Annotated in this window: 16 protein-coding genes; 13 read left to right on the forward strand and 3 right to left on the reverse strand. The window is 39.1% G+C overall.

The window, feature by feature from the left end; all coding sequences use genetic code 11:
• The first annotated feature begins 100 nt into the window (after nucleotides 1-100).
• A complete protein-coding gene (locus ACI48O_RS03290; RefSeq protein ID WP_435560281.1) occupies nucleotides 101-820 on the forward strand; it encodes a YwiC-like family protein in 720 nt (239 codons plus the stop codon).
• Nucleotides 821-1123: 303 nt separating this feature from the next.
• Here the strand turns inward: ACI48O_RS03290 and ACI48O_RS03295 are convergent, their stop codons facing one another.
• Nucleotides 1124-1816, reverse strand: coding sequence for a Crp/Fnr family transcriptional regulator (locus ACI48O_RS03295; RefSeq protein ID WP_435560282.1), 693 nt, complete (start codon nucleotides 1814-1816; stop codon nucleotides 1124-1126).
• Nucleotides 1817-2136: 320 nt separating this feature from the next.
• On the opposite strand from ACI48O_RS03295, the gene argC reads away from it, so the two are divergent.
• The 9 genes from argC to clpB all read left to right on the forward strand — a co-directional run bounded on the left by argC (nucleotide 2137) and on the right by clpB (nucleotide 14656).
• Nucleotides 2137-3168, forward strand: coding sequence for an N-acetyl-gamma-glutamyl-phosphate reductase (gene argC / locus ACI48O_RS03300; protein ID WP_435560283.1), 1032 nt, complete (start codon nucleotides 2137-2139; stop codon nucleotides 3166-3168).
• A gap of 15 nt (nucleotides 3169-3183) precedes the next feature.
• A complete protein-coding gene (argJ, locus tag ACI48O_RS03305) occupies nucleotides 3184-4416 on the forward strand; it encodes a bifunctional ornithine acetyltransferase/N-acetylglutamate synthase (protein ID WP_435560284.1) in 1233 nt (410 codons plus the stop codon).
• Nucleotides 4417-4435: 19 nt separating this feature from the next.
• The gene (gene argB / locus ACI48O_RS03310; protein WP_435560285.1) at nucleotides 4436-5209 is read left to right on the forward strand and encodes an acetylglutamate kinase; all 774 of its coding nucleotides are present in this window, start codon (nucleotides 4436-4438) and stop codon (nucleotides 5207-5209) included.
• Nucleotides 5206-6366, forward strand: a complete 1161-nt coding sequence (locus ACI48O_RS03315; protein WP_435560286.1) for an acetylornithine transaminase — start codon at nucleotides 5206-5208, stop codon at nucleotides 6364-6366. The genes argB and ACI48O_RS03315 overlap by 4 nt, the downstream gene beginning before the upstream one ends.
• A 70-nt stretch (nucleotides 6367-6436) precedes the next feature.
• On the forward strand, nucleotides 6437-7516 hold the full coding sequence (locus tag ACI48O_RS03320) for a carbamoyl phosphate synthase small subunit (protein ID WP_435560287.1): 1080 nt from the start codon (nucleotides 6437-6439) through the stop codon (nucleotides 7514-7516).
• On the forward strand, nucleotides 7509-10628 hold the full coding sequence (locus tag ACI48O_RS03325; protein ID WP_435560288.1) for a carbamoyl phosphate synthase large subunit: 3120 nt from the start codon (nucleotides 7509-7511) through the stop codon (nucleotides 10626-10628). Before ACI48O_RS03320 ends, ACI48O_RS03325 begins: the two co-directional genes overlap by 8 nt.
• Complete coding sequence (gene argF, locus ACI48O_RS03330) at nucleotides 10625-11584, forward strand: ornithine carbamoyltransferase (RefSeq protein WP_435560289.1); 960 nt, start codon at nucleotides 10625-10627, stop codon at nucleotides 11582-11584. The genes ACI48O_RS03325 and argF overlap by 4 nt, the downstream gene beginning before the upstream one ends.
• A 193-nt stretch (nucleotides 11585-11777) precedes the next feature.
• Nucleotides 11778-11957, forward strand: a complete 180-nt coding sequence (locus ACI48O_RS03335; protein WP_435560290.1) for a YjzC family protein — start codon at nucleotides 11778-11780, stop codon at nucleotides 11955-11957.
• A 104-nt stretch (nucleotides 11958-12061) separates the two neighbouring features.
• Nucleotides 12062-14656 (forward strand): ATP-dependent chaperone ClpB, encoded by a 2595-nt coding sequence (clpB, locus tag ACI48O_RS03340; RefSeq protein ID WP_435560291.1) that lies wholly within the window; start codon nucleotides 12062-12064, stop codon nucleotides 14654-14656.
• Between the two features lie 100 nt (nucleotides 14657-14756).
• Here the strand turns inward: clpB and ACI48O_RS03345 are convergent, their stop codons facing one another.
• Nucleotides 14757-14939 (reverse strand): YjzD family protein, encoded by a 183-nt coding sequence (locus tag ACI48O_RS03345; protein ID WP_435560292.1) that lies wholly within the window; start codon nucleotides 14937-14939, stop codon nucleotides 14757-14759.
• 187 nt (nucleotides 14940-15126) lie between these two features.
• Here ACI48O_RS03345 and ACI48O_RS03350 point away from each other — a divergent pair, with 187 nt between their 5' ends.
• From ACI48O_RS03350 to ACI48O_RS03360, 3 genes are all read left to right on the forward strand, one after another.
• On the forward strand, nucleotides 15127-15864 hold the full coding sequence (locus ACI48O_RS03350) for a hydrolase (protein ID WP_435560293.1): 738 nt from the start codon (nucleotides 15127-15129) through the stop codon (nucleotides 15862-15864).
• Nucleotides 15865-15937: 73 nt separating this feature from the next.
• Nucleotides 15938-16777, forward strand: a complete 840-nt coding sequence (locus tag ACI48O_RS03355) for a Rossmann-fold NAD(P)-binding domain-containing protein (RefSeq protein ID WP_435560294.1) — start codon at nucleotides 15938-15940, stop codon at nucleotides 16775-16777.
• A gap of 140 nt (nucleotides 16778-16917) precedes the next feature.
• Entirely contained in the window at nucleotides 16918-17871 is a 954-nt protein-coding gene (locus ACI48O_RS03360) for a BMP family ABC transporter substrate-binding protein (protein WP_435560413.1), read from the forward strand.
• A gap of 197 nt (nucleotides 17872-18068) precedes the next feature.
• Here the strand turns inward: ACI48O_RS03360 and ACI48O_RS03365 are convergent, their stop codons facing one another.
• Nucleotides 18069-18332, reverse strand: a complete 264-nt coding sequence (locus tag ACI48O_RS03365) for a hypothetical protein (RefSeq protein WP_435560295.1) — start codon at nucleotides 18330-18332, stop codon at nucleotides 18069-18071.
• Nucleotides 18333-18725 lie beyond the last annotated feature (393 nt).

Consider the following 18725-nt stretch of genomic DNA (forward strand, 5'->3'; position numbering starts at 1 on the left):
GAGATTGCCTTCATTTTTTGTGTGTGGAGTGACGAGGTTCACTTATTGTAATATGGTATTTTCATATAGTTAGGTTAGCAATAGTGAAGGAGTGAGAACCATGCAATTATTTTTACCGAAACAACATGGGGCATGGGCCATGCTAATTATTCCATTTTGGCTCGGTGTAGCCGCTTCTGGTTTTTTATGGCATCATATTCCATTCTTTTTTGGCTGGCTGTTTTTATATTTAGCAACGTATCCTATGCTGTTATTATTTAAGAAGAAAAAAATCCAATTTTATACAAAGTGGACATTGATTTATATGACTCCGGCTTTGGGTCTATTGTTGGTTGTTCTTTTTACGCGGCCCACAATCGTTTATTTCGGTTTATTGATGATTCCGTTCTTTATAATCAATGCCTATTATTCTAGTAAAAACAATGACCGTGCTTTTTTAAATGATATTAGTGCCATCCTTACATTTTCGATCGCCGGCTTGGCCAGCAGTTATTTATACAACGGTAGTATAAGTGCAGAAACGATTCTTATCTTTGCAGCATCCATTCTTTTTTTCACAGGCAGTACTTTTTATGTAAAAACAATGATTAGGGAAAAGAAGAATCTTGCGTTTAAGTGGATTTCATGGGGGTTCCACGTTGTGGCTCCTATCCTATGGCTTCTGTTGGGAGAATGGATTGTGGCGCTCGCTTTTATTCCTAGTTTAGTTAGAGCCTTCTATATGTATGGGAAACCGTACTCTGCAAAGCAAGTTGGCATATATGAGATTGTTAATGCAGCCATTTTCTTTATTTTTATCGTTGTTGCCATTGTGATTTAAAAGCTAGGTTAATTTGAACGGACACAGAGGCCCTTATTTTGATAAAATAACCTGTTTTCTAGACTTAAGAGGACACAGGATCCCTTATTTGGATAAAAACCACTGAATAATGCCGATTTATGATCAAATAAGGGATCTGGTGTCCGCTTAGCCTGTCAAAACAACCATTTTTGTGAAAATAGAGGATCCTATGTCCGCCACCAACTCATTGCAATCAAAATAAAGATCCTATGTCCGCCACCAACTCATTGCAATCAAAATGGACAAAAAAAGAGGCCGACATGTCGCGCCTCTTTTGCTTTACTATGAAATATTACATATTTCAATTGGACAGTTTTCACATTCGATTTCTGTTTTTAAATAATGCAGATCAAAGATGGTGATCATTCCTTTATCGATAGAAATAACCCCATTTTTCCTTAGTTCACTTAAGAACCGATTCACTACTTCCCGGGACGTACCACAAAAATTAGCTAATTCCTGATTGGTTAAATTAATATTGAGGAGAATTCCATCCTTCGTTTTTTCACCATAGCTATTTGCCAGTCTGATTAACGTAGAATACATAGCCCCTTTTTTACCATTTAAAATCAGGTCGCGAAATTTTGTTTGAGTTTTTTGATGCTGAAGACTCATCCACTTAATAAACTCCAGGGCAAGCGAATGATTCTTTTCAAGTTTGTCCTCGAGAAGATGCTTATAGATAATGGCTACTTCACCGCTTTCCACCACTTTTCCATTTAGCATATATTTTTGTGCTGGATTATACAGTGAAAGTTCACCCACTAAATCACCTTGAGAACACATTCTAAGTGTTAAATCTCGACCGTCAGGACTGCTTTTACTTACTTGAACCTTCCCACTTTGGATGAAGTAGAGTTCATTAGCAGGTGTGTCCTCCTGAAATAGAAAAGTCCCTTTCTCGATCTTTTGTATATGATGGATAGATTGAAACAATTTACCTAACTCTGTTGAAATTTGCATGATTGTTTGCATGTGATTACCACCTTTTAGATGCAAGTAAAATGGAGTTTCATCATCTTCCCTGGCAGCGTGAATTCATTTTTATTATATAGCAATGATATAAGCAATTTGACTAAAGATATTTATAAAAATACAAGGTTACCCACTTAGTAATTATATCAACATAATTATATTGTAAACTATGACAAACAATCAATGGTTTAACGATACGTTCACATAATATTTAAAAAGTTATTGATTTTATGTTGCTAAATTTTTATAATAGTAGAAACATCGATTTATAAATATAAGTAAATATGATTAAATATACAAGATTTATTAGGGGGAGCAATATGAATGTATCGATTATAGGAACGACTGGATATGGTGGTGGAGAACTGTTTCGGCTCTTATATCATCACCCTGTATTCAATATACATTCAGTTCATACGACCAGGGAGGAAATTCCATTAAATGAAGAATTTCCGCATTTGAACGGAATAACAGATATTAATCTTGAACATATAGATCCAGAAAAAATTGCGAAGCATTCAGATATTGTTTTCATCGCCGCGCCATCTGGAGTATCCAGTAAACTAGTTCCAGCTTTTGTGGATAAGGGGATTCAAATTGTTGATTTATCCGGTGATCTACGTTTAGAAAGTGATGAATATCGAAAGTGGTATAAACATGAACCTGTTAGTGATGACATTTTGGCTAAAGCGGTTTACGGGTTAACAGAATGGAATAAATCGAATATTGCCAATGCAACGGTTTTATCCAATCCGGGTTGTTATCCGACTGCAACCTTACTGGGGCTTGCCCCTGTAGTCCAGGAGAAGATTATTGATCCTAACATGATCATTATTGATGCGAAATCCGGTGCATCGGGTGCAGGCCGTTCGGCTTCTAAAAAACTGATATTCTCAGAAATAAATGAGAATCTAAGAATCTATAAAGTAAATGAACATCAACATATTCCTGAAATCGAACAGCAGTTACGAATTTGGAACGATAATGTTGGTCCAATTAGCTTTAACACGCACCTGCTACCAATTACAAGAGGAATTATGTCGACGATCTATGTCAAGCTTACTGAGACCTATACAACAGAAAGCATCATTGAACTGTATAGGGAAATTTATAAAGATTCTCCATTTGTTAAAATTCGTCCACAAGGGAATTTCCCTGAAATAAAAGAAGTGAGTGGTTCAAATTTCTGTCATATCGGTTTGCATGTCGATGAACGAACAGGCCGGCTGACAATTGTTTCTGTAATCGATAATCTCATTAAAGGCGCAGCAGGGCAGGCGATTCAGAACGCCAATATTATGAACGGATTAGATGAAAGTAAGGGATTAGAGTTTATCCCTTTGTTTCCTTAAGGAGGATTATAGTAAATGCAAATTTTATCGGAACAGGATAAAATCACAACAGTAGAAAAAGGGAGTATTGTGACTCCACTTGGATTCCACACAGCTGGGGTAGCTGCGGGAATACGATATACGAAGCTCGATTTAGGCGTTATTTTCAGTGAAAAGGAAGCGAATAGTGCAGCAGTCTATACAACCAACCTTTTTCAAGCAGCACCAATTAAGGTTACCCAAGAAAGCATAGCAAGTGAAGGCATTCTACAGGCTGTTGTTGTTAATAGCGGTTGTGCAAATGCTTGCACGGGGTCTCAAGGGTACGAGGATGCTCTGAAAATGAGAGCACTAACCGCTGAAAAGCTTGGTGTGAAAGATACGTATGTTGCTGTAGCATCAACAGGTGTTATTGGTGAATATCTCAATATGGAGAAAGTTGAACAGGGATTAGCCAAGTTAACACTTGGAAGTTCATCAGAGGACGCGGAGGCCTTTCAAACAGCGATATTAACCACTGATTTAGTGATGAAAACGTGCTGTTACTCAGCGGTTATTGATGGAAAGACCGTTACGGTGGGCGGAACAGCGAAGGGATCAGGTATGATCCATCCGAATATGGCGACCATGCTGGCATTTTTAACAACAGATGCAAACATTTCATCAGAATCTTTATCAACAGCATTAAAACAAGTAATTAACCAAACCTTTAATCAAATTACCGTTGATGGTGATACATCGACAAACGATATGGTACTTGTTATGGCAAATGGAATGGCTGAAAATCATTCACTATCTCCGGAACATCCGGAATGGAGTACCTTTGTTCAGCTTCTGCGGATGAGCTGTGAAAGTTTAGCGAAGCAAATTGCCAAAGATGGTGAAGGAGCAACGAAATTAGTTGAGGTTGAAGTAAATGGTGCAGTAAATGATTCAGAAGCTCGTTGGGTGGCTAAGCAGATTATTGGCTCAAGTTTAGTCAAAACGGCGATTTATGGGGCAGATGCCAACTGGGGCAGAATTATCGGAGCAATCGGTCAAAGCCAGGCCCAATTAAACCCAGAAACAGTGGATGTCGCCATCGGACCTATTAAGATGCTCGAGAAAAGTGAACCGTGTAAATTTTCCGAAGAAGAAGCACTAGATTATCTTAAGGGTGATTTTGTAAAGATCTTGGTTGATCTTCATGTAGGTCCTGGAAAAGGGAAAGCTTGGGGCTGCGATTTATCTTATGATTATATTAAAATCAATGCAAGTTATCGCTCATAAGGGGTAGGGAGAGTAAGGTATGAAAATAGTGGTTGTAAAATGTGGCGGAAGCGTTTTGGATGAAGTGTCTTCTGGTTTTTTCTCAAGTCTGGCCGAATTACAAAAAGAGGGATATAAGCTAGTTTTTGTGCACGGTGGAGGACCTGACATTAACGACATGCTTGCCTTATACAATGTTCAGCCTGAGTTTCGGAACGGGTTAAGAAAGACCGGTTTTGATACATTAAAGGTTGTTGAATTAACACTTGCAGGTCAGACGAATCGGAAGCTTGTTTCATTACTAGAAGAAAATCAATTTAAAGCATTAGGTATAAATGGCAGTGATGCCAAACTATTGACCGCCACATTTGTAAATCGCGATGAACTTGGGTTTGTTGGAGAAATTACGAGTGTAAATGATCAACTGATTCGCTTATTAGTTCGTGACGATTATATTCCTGTCATAACGCCAATCGGGATTTCAGTTGATGGTGAAAAATTAAATATTAATGCCGATTATGCTGCTGCTGCTGTTGCCAAGGCATTGGATGCGGAACAATGCTTATTTGTTACCAATGTTGACGGTGTTCTTATTGAGGGGAATCTTGCTGAGAGCCTAAACGAAAATGAAATCAACACATATATTGAAAATGGAGAAATTAGCGGAGGAATGATTCCGAAGGTTCAATCGGCTTTAGCTGCCGTTGACAAAGGGGTCGAGAGCGTGATGATTGTCTCCGGGAAAAATCCATTTTACAATAAAGGAAAATGGCGCGGCACTAGCATAATGAAAAAGGAGCCGATGATAAAATGAGTAATTTATTTCAAACCTATGGACGCTGGGAAATTGAACCTGCTACAGCATCCGGAAGCTGGATGACCGATGTCTGTGGCAAAAAGTATTTAGACTTTACTTCTGGAATTGGTGTATGTAACCTTGGACATCGACCAAAACAAGTAGAAGAAGCAGTGCTGACTCAATTAAATCAATATTGGCATGTGTCAAATCTGTTCACTAGCTCTAAGCAAGAGAAAGCAGCCCAACTACTGGCACAAGTTGCTGGAATGGATCGTGTGTTTTTTGCAAATAGTGGTGCAGAAGCAAACGAAGGTGCGATTAAGCTGGCTCGAAAAGCAACCGGCAGAACGAAAATTATTACGTTTATTAATTCATTCCATGGACGTACATTTGCGACGATGTCCGCTACCGGTCAAGATAAAATTAAACATGGATATGGGCCAATGCTCGAAACTTTTGTCTATGTGCCTTATAATGATGTTGAAGCTGTGAAAAATGCAATGGGTGAGGATGTCGCAGCAATCATGCTTGAGGTTGTTCAAGGAGAAGGCGGCATTCATATCGGTGACCAAGAATTTTTTAATGAAATAGAGGCGTTATGCCAGAAATATGGAGCTTTACTTGTGATAGATGAGATTCAAACAGGGATTGGCCGTACGGGCAAACCGTTTGCGTTTCAGCATTTTGGATTACAGCCAGACATTGTTACAGCAGCTAAAGGATTAGGAAGCGGCTTCCCAATCGGTGCTGTTATAGGAAAAGAAAAGCTTGGAGAATACTTTGGACCCGGAAGTCACGGTTCTACGTTTGGCGGGAATCCAATTTCGATTGCAGCAGCTATTGCTACAATGGAAGCTATTTTTCAACGAGAGCAATTAGAAGAAGTAATCGAAAAAGGGAATTATTTAATCAATCAACTAAATGATCAACTTGGAAAATTACCTTTCGTTCATGACATCCGTGGACTTGGACTCATGATTGGGATTGAATGCAGTTTCAATGTTGCACCAGTGTTAGCCGAACTTCGAAAAAATGGTTTAATTGTTTTGCAAGCAGGTGAAAAAGTAATTCGCTTGTTACCACCTTTAACAGTATTAAAAAGTGAAATGGATGAAGCGGTGCAGATCTTGACTTCGATTATGCAAAAAAACAACGACGCCGTTAAGGCCTAATTTTTTAAAATAAAATGTATAAATATTAATTAATATGATATATTTATACAAAAACCTTTGAGGTGTGAAAATGCGCGGATTTTTAAAATTATCAAGTGGGGAAGTTTTTGAAGGAAAATGGCAAACCGAAACTTCGTTTGATGAAATATGTGGCGAAGTGGTTTTTTATACAGGAATGACAGGCTTTCAGGAAGTGTTGACAGACCCTTCCTACAAGGATCAAATCGTTGTATTCACATACCCGCTTATCGGGAATTATGGAATCAATGAGGCTGATTTTGAAAGTGAAATGCCTCATGTTGCTGGTGTAATTGTATACGAAGCGAATGAAGATGTATTTCACTATCAAGCGAAATATTCTTTGAAACAATACTTAGAAAAATGGGATATACCGTTGCTTGATCAAATTGATACAAGAGCACTCGTGAAAAAAATTCGCGACCATGGCTCTATGCCTGCGATTATTTCCAAGCAGGAAAAAAGTGATTCAGCTATTGAATTAAAGAAAAATTGCAAGGTCAAGGCTGTATCAACATCTGAAGTTAAGACAGTTGGTTCAGGTGAACACCACATTGTGGTCGTTGACTTTGGCTTTAAACATTCAATCGTTTCATCATTGGTGAACCGTGATTGTAAAGTAACAGTTGTTCCTTACAATACAACTTTTGAGAAAATTTTATCGTTAAAACCAGACGGGATTTTATTATCTAACGGACCTGGGGATCCAAAGGATATTCCGGCAGAGCTTGGAAAAATTAAAAAACTTCTTTATAAGTTTCCAACGTTAGGGATTTGTCTTGGACATCAGCTTACCGCATTGGCTTTAGGAGCAAACACAACCAAGCTTGCATTTGGACATAGAGGGGCAAATCATCCAGTTTGTGACCTTGCAACAAATCAAGTGTTTATGTCTTCACAAAATCATAGCTATGTGGTGGACGAAGACAGTCTATTCGGCACAGGTTTATCCACTCGTTTTTATAACCTGCATGACCGTTCTGTTGAGGGATTAACTCATGATTCACTGCCGCTTCGAACTGTTCAATTTCACCCAGAAGCGAATCCTGGTCCAAGTGACAGCGAGTACATCTTTGATGAATTTATTGAATTAGTTAAAGCAAATAACGGGAGAGTAGCTACTTATGCCTAAAGACACTAGTATAAAATCCATTCTCGTAATCGGTTCAGGTCCGATTGTAATCGGCCAGGCCGCAGAATTTGATTATGCAGGGACACAAGCGTGTATGGCGCTAAAAGAAGAAGGTTACCGCGTTATTCTCGTTAATAACAACCCTGCAACGATTATGACGGACGAATTTTGTGCGGATTCAGTCTACTTTGAACCGCTAACAATAGAAAGCTTAGAAAAGATTATTGCTAAAGAACGCCCTGATGGAATGTTGGCAACGATTGGCGGGCAGGTCGGTTTGAACTTAGCGTTTAACTTGAGTGAAGCAGGAATTATTGAAAAATACGGCGTAAAGCTGCTTGGAACTTCAATTGACTCGATTAAAAAAGGGGAAGACCGTGAAGCCTTTCGTGCACTTATGAATGAATTAGGTGAGCCCGTTCCGGAAAGTACCATTGTTCATACCCAAGAAGAGGCAGTTGATTTCGCGAATGAAATTGGTTTTCCGATTATCATTCGTCCAGCCTACACACTTGGAGGTACCGGTGGGGGAATTGCCAACAATCAGGAAGAACTCATTAGCCTCGTTACAAGCGGTCTTAAGGAAAGTGCGATTGGTCAATGTTTAATTGAAAAGAGCATTGCTGGCTTTAAAGAGGTAGAATATGAAGTGATGAGGGATGCAACGAACACCTGCATTACTGTATGTAATATGGAAAATATCGACCCAGTTGGGATTCATACAGGAGATTCCATTGTTGTCGCACCTTCGCAAACATTAACCGATGATGAATACCATATGCTTCGAACTGCATCGGTTAAAATTATCTCCGCCCTAAAGATTGTTGGCGGCTGTAATATTCAATTTGCCTTAGACCCGAATAGTAAGCAATATTATTTAATTGAAGTAAATCCAAGGGTCAGCCGTTCATCCGCCCTGGCATCGAAAGCAACCGGATATCCAATTGCCAGAATGGCGGCTAAATTAGCAGTTGGTTACTCCCTGTCTGAATTGATTAACCCCGTAACAGGTGAGACGTTTGCCAGCTTTGAACCAGCCCTTGATTATATAGTGGTTAAGTTCCCTAAATGGGCATTTGATAAATTTCCACAGGTGGACCGTAAGCTCGGAACACAAATGAAAGCTACTGGAGAAGTAATGGGAATTGACCGCGACTTTGAGCGATCCCTGTTTAAGGCTATTCATTCGTTAGAAATTGATAATGAAGATTTAAAACTTCCAAGCTTGGCTGAAAAATCAGTTGATGAACTAAAGCAAATGATGAATGGTCAAACCGATGAAAGACTTTTTGTTATTTTTGAACTGCTTCGCCGAGGCGTAGATATTAATGAATTGCATGCAGATACGAAAATTGATTTATTTTACTTAATTCGCTTTAAAAAGCTTGTTGAGCTTGAAAAGAAAATTGCAAGCACTAGCTTACAATCGATTACAAAAGAAGAATTACAGTTATACAAGAGAAAAGGATTCAGCGATCGGTTTATCGCGAGAGTTTGGGGGATTTCAGAAAAGGAATTCCGTACGATTCGAAAAGAGATGGAAATTTTCCCGGCTTATAAAATGGTTGATACATGTGCAGCCGAATTCCACTCCGTTTCAAACTATTATTATTCTAGCTATAGCGGTGAAAATGAGCAGGTTGCATCTGGTAAACAAAAGGTGTTGATCATTGGCAGCGGACCCATTCGAATTGGGCAAGGAATTGAATTTGACTATTGCTCCGTTCATGGTGTGCTTGCATTAAAGGATGAAAATATTGAGACAATCATGATCAATAACAATCCGGAAACAGTAAGTACCGATTTTGCTACCGCGGATAAGCTTTATTTTGAACCATTAACCATCGAATCGGTATTAAATGTGATGGATGCAGAAGAAATTACTGATGTCATTGTTCAATTAGGGGGACAGACAGCCCTTAATTTAGCTGGTGAGTTAGAACAGTATGGTGTGAACCTGTTAGGAACAAGTTCGAAAATGATCGACTTATTAGAGGACCGTGACCTCTTCTATCAATTACTTGATCAATTGGAGATTCCTCGCGTACGTGGGGATATTGCGAACAATAAATCAGAACTACTAGCAGCTGTGAACAGCTTAGGGTTCCCGATTTTGCTAAGACCTTCTTACGTCATTGGCGGAAAGGGAATGGAAATCCTGAAAAATCAACAGGAGCTTGAGAGCACTTTAGCGAGTGGTACGGTTACTTATCCAATTCTTGTTGACCAATACATTTATGCTCAAGAAGCAGAGCTTGACCTGGCAGCTGATGGCACAACTATTTTAGTACCAACCATCGTCGAACATATTGAAAAAACCGGAGTCCATTCTGGTGATAGTATGTCGATTCTGCCAGCTCAAAGCTTTTCTCAAGACACAGAAAAGCTCATGCTATCCTATGCTGAAAAAATTGTTAAAAAGCTTCAATATAAGGGCTTAATGAATATCCAATTTATTGTTGATGGGGAAAACGTTTTAGTTCTGGAGGTTAATCCACGTGCGAGCCGGACTGTGCCGATTGTAAGTAAAGTAACCGGAAAGCCGTTGGTGCAAATTGCGACAAAAATATTGCTCGGGAAATTAACTTTGTCGAAGCAATCAGAATCAAACATGCCAGTATCATTGCCGTTCATTACGATTAAATACCCAGTGTTTTCAAATTATGCAATGCGTGGCCTCGACTCGAAAGTTGGTCCGGAAATGAAATCAACCGGTGAAGGAATCAGCATTGCAGCGAGTGTTGAGGAAGCATTGGCAAAATGGCTTCATGCCAATGTGAAAAAAGAAATCAATGGTGGCAAGCTTGTCTGCAGCATGATGGATGACATTTCTGAACTTCAGGATCTTGCAAAGAACGCGAATATCGAAATCGTTCAAACCGAGAAACTTGAAGAAGAGTTGGCCGATAAAAATACGGTTGCCTTCTATGACACCCAAAAACAGGATGCCGATGTCCTAGCAAGACAAAAAGCGACCAGAAACCGGATTCCAACGTTTACTGAAAAAGAAACAATGAAAGCATTTTTAACTGCTGTTGCCGTCAAAAACTGGAAGGTTCAATCGATTGGTCACTGGCACCAAACTATATTTAAGGATGTGACTGTAGGATGATTCAAACAAATGTACTTGATACGGAATTAAAGGGAAAAGATTTATTAACATTAATGGATCTTTCTCCAAACACGATTCAAGCTTTAGTGGATAAAGCAATCGTGTTAAAGAAGGAAAAGCTTGCCGGCTCCGACCATGGGAAGCCTTTGGCCGGGAAAATTCTCGGGATGATTTTTGAAAAATCATCCACTAGAACGAGAGTTTCCTTTGAAGCGGGGATGCTTCAACTAGGCGGTCAAGCAATTGTGATGAATAGCAAAGATTTGCAAATTGGAAGAGGAGAACCGATTTCAGATACCGCAAAGGTGTTATCCCATTATGTTGACGGCATCATGATTCGTACCTTTTCTCACTCAATCATTGAGGAATTAGCTGAGCATGCTTCTATTCCTGTTATTAATGGCCTTACTGATCTTGCTCATCCATGTCAAGCATTGGCCGATTTGCAGACAGTATTTGAAGTGAAAGGGAAATTTACTGGGTTAAAAATAGCCTACATCGGTGATGGTAATAATGTAGCCCATTCTTTAATGGTTGCCTGTGCAAAAGTGGGAATGGACATTTCGGTTGCAACACCTCAGGGCTATGAGCCGGATGCAGCCATCACAGAGGCAGTATTAGGTTATGCTGCAGAGAGCGGAGCAAACGTAGTGATCACCAATGACCCAGTGGCAGCAATTAAAGATGCGGATGTTGTGTATTCTGATGTCTGGACTAGTATGGGTCAGGAAGAGGAAAACGAAATAAGATTAAAAGCATTTAATGGTTTCCAAATAAATGATGCTTTAGTAGCAAATGCAAAACCGGATTATATTTTCTTGCACTGTTTACCAGCACACAGAGAAGAGGAAGTAACCGCAAGTGTAATTGACGGTCCTAACTCATTGGTATTTGAACAGGCTGGAAACAGATTGCATGCCCAGAAGGCATTGTTAGTGGAAATATTAAAGAATTAAAGTAAATATGGTAAAGACCAATTCCTTTTGTGAATTGGTCTTTTTGCGTTTTATGTGTTTTATCGTGCGAAAATGACCTAATATTTCTTCAACTGAAGCAAAGCAAACCTAATTTTGGATAAAAACAACTCGTAAGATTGACCTCAACCCCGGAAATACTAGCTAATGAACCATTCACAAGGAGGTTTTCCTAATGGGTCAAAATAGACAATTTAAGCCTGGACAAAAAGCACCGAACAATGGAATCTATATTGAAATCGGGGACACAGGAAGTACTGTCAATAATCCGAAAAGAATCCGCCTAAAAGCAGGACAAAAGTTCCCCGAAAACTCAAATGATGACCGTATTTGGTCTTTCCAGCGCAGACCTTAAAAATTATAAGCCATCCCACCGGATGGCTTTATTTTATTTAAAAAAAAGCATATAATATACATAAAGGTCAGAAAAGGTCAAACAGGGAACAAGGAGGAATTAAGATGGATTTTAATAAAATGACGGAGCGGCTTCAGGAAGCATTCCTGTCAGGTCAATCACTTGCCCGTCAAAATGAACATCAAGAAGTCGATGATATTCATTTATTTTTGGCCATCTTAGCAGTTGAGGATAATTTGGTTTCTTCCGTACTAAGTAAAGTCCAATGTTCAGCAGAGAGTTTTACCGGAAAACTGAAAAAAGCCTTAGATAAGAAACCAAAAGTTACGGGTAGCGGGGTAGCTCAAGGGAATCTTTATATTACAGCTGGTTTACAGCGAGTCATGACGGAAGCCGAAAAAGCTATGCAGCTTTTTAAGGATGATTATTTATCAATAGAACATATTATTCTTGGCGCACTTGATGCGAGGACAGAAACAGGAAAGATTTTAACAGAATTAGGGGCAACAAAAGAAAAAGTATTAACAGCTATAAAAGAAATTAGGGGGAATCAAAGGGTGACTTCACAAAATCCTGAGGCAACCTACGATGCTTTAAAAAAATACGGCAGGGACTTGGTTGCAGAAGTAAAAACCGGTAAACTCGATCCAGTTATTGGTCGTGACAGTGAAATACGTCATGTGATAAGAATTTTATCTCGTAAAACAAAAAACAATCCAGTATTAATAGGAGAACCAGGTGTAGGGAAGACGGCAATTGTTGAAGGGCTGGCCCAACGAATTGTTCGAAAGGATGTTCCAGAGGGCTTGAAGGACAAAACGATCTTTGCCCTTGATATGAGCGCATTGATTGCTGGAGCAAAATTTCGTGGGGAATTCGAGGAACGCCTTAAGGCTGTCTTGAATGAAGTGAAAAAAAGTGAAGGAAAAATATTGTTGTTCATCGATGAGCTTCATACGATTGTAGGTGCCGGGAAAACTGAAGGGGCGATGGATGCGGGCAATATGCTTAAACCGATGCTTGCTCGTGGTGAATTGCATTGTATCGGAGCCACTACTTTAGATGAACACCGGAAGTATATTGAAAAAGACCCTGCGCTTGAACGCCGCTTTCAACAAGTACTTGTTCAGGAACCTGATGTGGAGGATACGATTTCGATTTTAAGAGGTCTAAAGGAGCGATTTGAAATTCATCATGGCGTCAATATCCATGACCGAGCACTCGTTGCAGCCGCAACCTTATCCGATCGCTATATAACCGATCGCTTTCTTCCTGATAAAGCGATTGACCTTGTTGACGAAGCCTGTGCAATGATTCGTACAGAAATTGATTCGATGCCAACTGAAATTGATGAAGTCGTTCGGCGGGTAATGCAGCTCGAAATTGAAGAGGCGGCATTGCAAAAAGAACTGGATCCTCAAAGCAAAAATCGTTTAGAGCTGTTGAAGAAAGAGCTTGCAGAACGAAAGGATAAGGCAAATGCAATGAAAGCCCAATGGCAACTAGAGAAAGAGGGCATTCAGAAGGTCCGCGATCAAAGAGCCTTGCTTGAAAAGCTGCGTCGTGAGCTATCCGATGCGGAAAATAATTATGATCTAAATAAAGCTTCTGAGCTTCGTTACGGAAAAATTCCGGAAGCGGAAAAACAACTAAAGGAGCTTGAACAACAAGTTAGTGACCAACAAGGAACGAAGCTATTAAGGGAAGAAGTGACCGAGGAAGAAATTGCCTCTATTGTAGCGCGATGGACAGGTATACCAATTACGAAGTTGGTTGAGGGCGAACGGGAAAAGCTGTTACGGCTTGAAAGTATTCTTCATGAACGTGTAATTGGCCAGGATGAAGCAATTGAACTGGTTTCCAATGCTGTATTAAGGGCTCGTGCGGGTATTAAGGATCCAAATAGGCCAATCGGTTCATTTATCTTCCTTGGACCAACGGGGGTTGGGAAAACGGAATTAGCCAAAACCCTTGCTCAAGCATTATTTGATAGTGAAGAGCAAATGATTCGAATTGATATGTCAGAATATATGGAAAAGCATGCTGTTTCCCGATTAATTGGGGCACCTCCTGGATATGTTGGGTATGAGGAAGGTGGACAACTGACAGAAGCAGTAAGACGCAAACCATATTGCGTAATATTATTAGATGAGATTGAGAAAGCACATCCGGAAGTGTTCAATATTTTGCTGCAGATGTTAGATGATGGCAGAATCACAGATTCCCATGGACGGACCGTAGATTTTAAAAACACAGTTATCATTATGACGAGCAATCTGGGCTCCCACTTATTAATTGATGAAGCGTTGGAAAGTGGTGAGATTGCACCTGAAACAAGAGAAAAAGTGTTAGGCTCTTTGAAAAATCATTTCCGGCCAGAGTTTTTAAATCGAGTGGATGAAGTATTATTGTTTAAACCTCTGGGCTTAAAAGAAATAAAAGAAATCGTTGTTAAAATGATCGCCGAGCTTCAAAAGCGATTAGCCGATCAGCAAATTCGCTTAACGATGAGCAATGAGGCGAAAGAGTATATTGCCGAAAACGGTTTTGATCCAGTCTATGGCGCACGGCCATTAAAGCGATTCATTCAGCGTGAAGTAGAGACAAAACTGGCAAGGCTCATTATTGCTGGAAAAATAAATATTGATAAGGAAGTGAAAATTGTCTTAACGGACAATAAACTAGACATCGAGTTATAAGATACAAACGAAAAAAAGCTGACTAAGGCAGGCCTAGTCAGCTTTTTTTTTATAGATTAGTGAAGATCTTATCAGCTTCTAAATATAATGGAAGAGATAATTAATGCTTTTCAACTGGATCGTTTGGGATAATAGCTGGGATGATGTAAAGTAACAATGCTACTGGAAGGGTGATAATAAGACCAGTGTTAAAATCAAATTCAACCCCCATCATTGAACTTCCAACATAAACGACCATTTGAATAAGGATAAATGTCCAAAATAAAGTCCAAAAATATTTCACTTGAATCACCTCTTACTATATGTATTCCTCATCTCATCTTACCATATCAATCCAAATTAATAAATGCCATTTTTCTCCCTTCGTGTTACGAAAGACCATTTCATTGGGATGAATGGGCTTTCTACCCATTCATTTCTTGTGTTCTCTCATACATTATTATGTACAAATTTTAAAAAGGGGTTATTTTATGGAGAACCGAACCTTTCAATTGGATACCGAATGGAATTTTGTTCATTTTCCCTACAAGCCTACTGGTTTCGGTATCCTAATCATTGGAGATGAAAGAAATTTTGTTGAGAAAGACAGTAGCTTTTGGACTCAAAATGAAGGACGACTAACCATCATCAATCATTTTAAACAAACCGGTTATACGGCTTTTTACTCCAATTTGTATGGGAGGAATTGGGGTTCGGAAAAAGCGGTGAAGCTGGCAAAACAGCTTTATTTTTATATAACCCGACATGAAATTCTCAATGAAAAAATCCATATAGTCGCCGAGGGGATGGGAGCGCTCATTGCCTTAAAACTAGCAAAAGAAATGAACGAAAATATTCGTTCCATCGTCCTGCTAAATCCGATTTATTCTTTGAAAAATCAATTAGAGCATGAAAAGGAACATAAATTTTTTTACAAAAAGCTGCTGAAGGAAATTGCTGCAGCTTATTCTATAAATGTCAACGAAGTGGAGAATTTGTTTCTCGACGGGGAGTGGGAACCGGAGCTTCCTACGAACATCCCTTTGAAAATTATTCATATCTTGAATGGACCCCGTTCGTATAAACAATCCCGTATTTCCAGTCAATTAACGATAAACCCTGAAAATGAGGGGATTCCGATTTCAGTATGCTATGTTCTTCCTGAAAAAAGGACACAGCTTCATAAATATATCATTAAGTTTTTTAATGAATGTGAACAAATATTATAAATAAAAGGACGAAGAAATAAACCAAACTCCCCAAGCATAGGATACTAAGAAGATTGCTCAAGGGGGAAATGGCATGGACAAGATAATGATTGTTGGGGGTTATGAGTTTCTCAGTTTTTACCTATGCACAGCATTATTAGAAAAAGGGAATTCTGTCGATTGTATTCACATTAATCAAAAAGAAGATGTTTTTTTAGAGGAAAAACGATTTTTGGTTGGCCGAAATGCCAACTTTTTTGAAACCCCTTTAGCTCAATGGGCAGATTCCCCCTTTTTTCAAGCTGATAAAACAGTCATCATCATCTCGTTATTTGATTTATTTTTGAAAAAAGATGCAGAAATATCAATCGCACAAATCGAAGCATCACTTGAAAAAGTTTATGCAACACAAAAAGAAGGGTTACAACGGTCGACTATTCTTTATATCCTGCCGTTGCAGCTAATGGATTCGGAAGAGATTTCGGAACCATTTCTTAATCCGCTTCAAAAGATGAAAGAATGGCAGATTCCCTATAAAAGTATTTATTTACCTACACTATTTGGTCCATGGCAACCGTTCGATTATTTATTCCAACAAGTATTATTAACGGATGCTAGGGAAATGAAGGATTTCCATTTGAATGAAAAGGAATCGATGTTGGATGCTATCTTTGTTGAGGATGCAGCAGGCGAAATTGTAAGGCTTATTGAAGAGGATTCAATTTGCACTTGCTTCTTAAAAAGCATAGAAACCGACCAGTGGGTAAAATGTGCTGAATACCTTAACATTAATGCTGACCATTATTCAACTAAAAAGAAAAATGCGAAAAACCCTGCTGATATCCTATGTAAAGAAATTCGTGCGAGTATTGATTATCAACAGGGCTTGAATTTGCAAAGACAGCAGTTAATGCGTCTTTTGTCTGAGGTTTAACGGGCCAAATCGAGAAAATCTCTTTTCAACGCGGATTGGTAAGGGTAGAATGAAAGTGATTTAAAGAAATAACCGGGACGAAATAGGTTCCTTGTCTTAGTTCAATAACTAACTGGTCAACGTAAAAGGAGTTGCAATCAATCTTGAAACGTTTCGGAGTATTTCTAATATTACTCTCGTATCTGCTTACTGGATGTGGTCAGGAAGCTGGGACAGGAAAATTGAATAAAGTGGGATTACTTGTTCCGGAAACGATTAATGACCAAGTTTGGGGTACAAAGGGTTATAAAGGGATGTTAAAGATTCAATCTAAGTTTGATGTTGACGTTTTTTATAAAGAAGGAATGAACTCTAAAAACCTTGTTGAACGTGCTGTGGAGGAGTTTGATCAAAAAGACGTCAACCTTATTTTTGGACATGGAAATGAATATGCCGAGTACTTTAATGAATTAGCAGATCAATATCCTCATATCCATTTTGTAAGTTTTAATGGGGATGCGAAGCAAAAAAATACGACGAGTTTAAATTTTAGCTCATATGCAATGGGTTTTTTCGGCGGGATGGTTGCCGGGCATATGACGAAAACAAATAAACTTGGTGTTATCGCTGCATATGAGTGGCAGCCCGAAGTTGAGGGATTTTATGATGGGGTACTTTATGAAAATAAAGATGCGAGCGTAACGATAAGCTATGTTGGTCATTGGGATGACGATCAAAGAGCATTAAAGCTTTTAGATCTCATGGTAAAAGACAAAACCGATGTCATTTATCCTGCTGGAGATGGCTATAATGTTCCGCTGATCGAAAAAATCAAAGAAAACAATATTTATGCAATTGGTTATATTTCAGATCAATCAGATTTGGGCGAGAGTACTGTTCTGACAAGCACAGTTCAGCATGTGGATAAACTTTATGAGATGGTTGCTCAGCAATTTGTAGACGGGAAATTAACATCAGGTAACGCCTATTTCGATTTTCAAGATGGGGTCATTAGTTTAGGTAAGTTCAGCCGACTTGTTGATTCGAAGTTTAAAGAAAAACTTAATGCCGATATAGAGACCTATATTGAAACGGGTAAGCTCCCGTCAAAATAAGAAAATCCATCAGCGTTAAAGCTTTTTAATTCTGATGGATTTTCTTATGGTTAATTATGATGATCTTCGCTGCAGGTGCGAGACTTTTGCGGGAGAAGGTGTCACGGGAGACCCCACAGGCGCGATAGCGCCGAGGAGGCTCCCGGACTCCCCCGCTGGGTCGCTGAGCACCTGGAGCGGAAATCAACTAATTTACCCTACTTATTTTTTTTAATAAATTGCATAATAACGGGACTAAGTTGTTCATATAAGGGCTTTAGCTGCTTTGCGGTAGTCATAAGTAAATCAATATTTTCATAAAGAAGATTTACATCAATCTCATTTAAGTACTTTTCAAGATTACCGGGCAAGCTTTGTGCTGAAAGAGAAGATGGTTGTTTCTGGTCTTTCCTTCCAAACATTAGCTGGGAAAAGGGATCATTGTGTAATCTTTCTTCTCGTAAATCCTTATTTCTACTCATACGAATAATACCTCCAATTTTTTAAGCATTATTCATTATGATATGTTTTAAATATCATTTGGTATGGTTAAATGCCAAGAAATTAACAGGCCGAATCCTTGAATCCATCGCGGCTGCCATGTAAAAAATAGTTGCAAAGGAAGTTTATTTTTTGATAAAATTAGCACCAAGTCATAATATTTGATAATAATATATACTATTATATACCGTGAATTTTTTTAAAATAAAGGCTGTGTAAAGCTCAGTGTTGATTTTTTACACAATGTTGATTGGAGTGGAAGGCGCTTGACTCCTGCGGGAGCAGCGGGACAGGTGAGACCCCACAGGAGCTTTAGCTCCGAGGAGGCTCACCGCCCGCCCCGCGGAAAGCAAGCGCCTGGAGCGGAAATCAAC

This window comes from Neobacillus terrisolis, from assembly GCF_051233475.1.
GTDB lineage: Bacteria > Bacillota > Bacilli > Bacillales > Cytobacillaceae > Bacillus_BU.